Annotated in this window: 1 protein-coding gene; it reads left to right on the forward strand. The window is 67.9% G+C overall.

Annotated elements, in window-relative coordinates:
* Window positions 1-83 precede the first annotated feature (83 nt).
* Entirely contained in the window at window positions 84-1,367 is a 1,284-nt protein-coding gene (locus BSZ14_RS18725; protein ID WP_076712052.1) for an Hsp70 family protein, read from the forward strand.
* Window positions 1,368-1,387: the final 20 nt, after the last annotated feature.

The raw sequence follows: 1,387 nt of genomic DNA on the forward strand, positions 1-1,387 counted from the left end.
ACGATGCGGGCGTTGAGGGGAGGGGAGCAAGAAGAATAGAAAACCCCCTCCCCTCAACGCCCGCATCGTGTAGCGGACGCCGCATGACCGCCACCCCACCCCGCATCCTCGGTATCGACTTCGGCACCACCAACTCGGTCGTCGCCCGTGCCGCGGACGGCGAGTCCCATCTCGTCCCCCTCCAGGCACCCAAGGGTGAGGATCCCGTCTTCCGTTCGGCGCTGTGTTTCTGGGAGGATGACGGGATCGAGGTCGAGGCAGGACCCTGGGCGATCGCCGAATATCTCGACTTTCCGGGCGGCAGCCGGTTCATCCAGTCGTTCAAGTCGGTCGCCGCCTCGCCCGTGTTCGAGCATGCCACCGTGTTCGACAAACGCTATCGCTTCGAGGAGCTGGGCCGTGCCTTTCTGGACCGGATGGCGGCGCGGAGCGGCGGAGCGCTCGACGGCAAGGCGGCGCGGATCGTGGTCGGGCGGCCGGTCGAATATGCCGGGCACCGGCCCGACGAAGCGCTAGCCCGCCAACGCTATGACGCGATGTTCGCGCGGCTGGGGGCGGAGATCCATTATGTCTATGAACCGCTGGGCGCGGCGTTCAGCTATGCCTCGCGCATCACCGAGCCTGCCACCGTGCTTGTCGCCGATTTCGGCGGTGGCACCAGCGACTTTTCCGTTGTCCGCATCGCCGCGCCCGGCGCGGACCGGCGTTGCGAGCCGCTGGGCCATGCCGGTGTCGGTATCGCGGGCGACCGGTTCGACCAGCGGCTGATCGATCATCTCGTCCTGCCGTTGCTGGGGGCGGGCGGAAAGTATCGCTCGTTCGACAAGATACTCGAAATCCCGCGCGGCTATTTCGCCGATTTCGGCGACTGGTCGCGCCTTGCGCTGATGCGCAACCGCAAGACGCTGGCCGAGCTGGAGAAACTGCGCCGCGCCGCGCTCGACCCCGACGCCATCGGCCGGATGATCGCGATCATCGAGGAGGAACAGGGATATCGCCTCTACGACGCGGTCGGCCGGGTGAAGCGCGACCTGTCGGCGGCGGAAGAGGCACGATTCCGCTTCGAGGGTGGCGGCCTGTCGATCGAGGCGAATGTCGCGCGCAAGGATTTCGAAAGCTGGATCGCGCCCGACCTCGCGCGGATCGAGCAGGCGGTCGACCGGGCGCTGACGGCGGCGGCGACCGAGGCGGGCGCGATCGACCGGGTGTTCCTGACCGGCGGCACCTCGCTGATGCCCGCGATCCGGCGGATGTTCGAGGTCCGGTTCGGCGGCGACAAGATCGCGACCGGCGGTGAGTTGACCTCGATCGCGCACGGCCTGGCGCTGATCGGCGAGCAGCCGGATATCGGGGCCTGGGCGGTGTAAAAAGCCCCTCCTCCCGGCAG

Source organism: Sphingomonas sp. Sph1(2015) (genome assembly GCF_001970915.1).
In the GTDB taxonomy this organism is placed as follows: Bacteria; Pseudomonadota; Alphaproteobacteria; order Sphingomonadales; family Sphingomonadaceae; genus Sphingomonas; species Sphingomonas parapaucimobilis.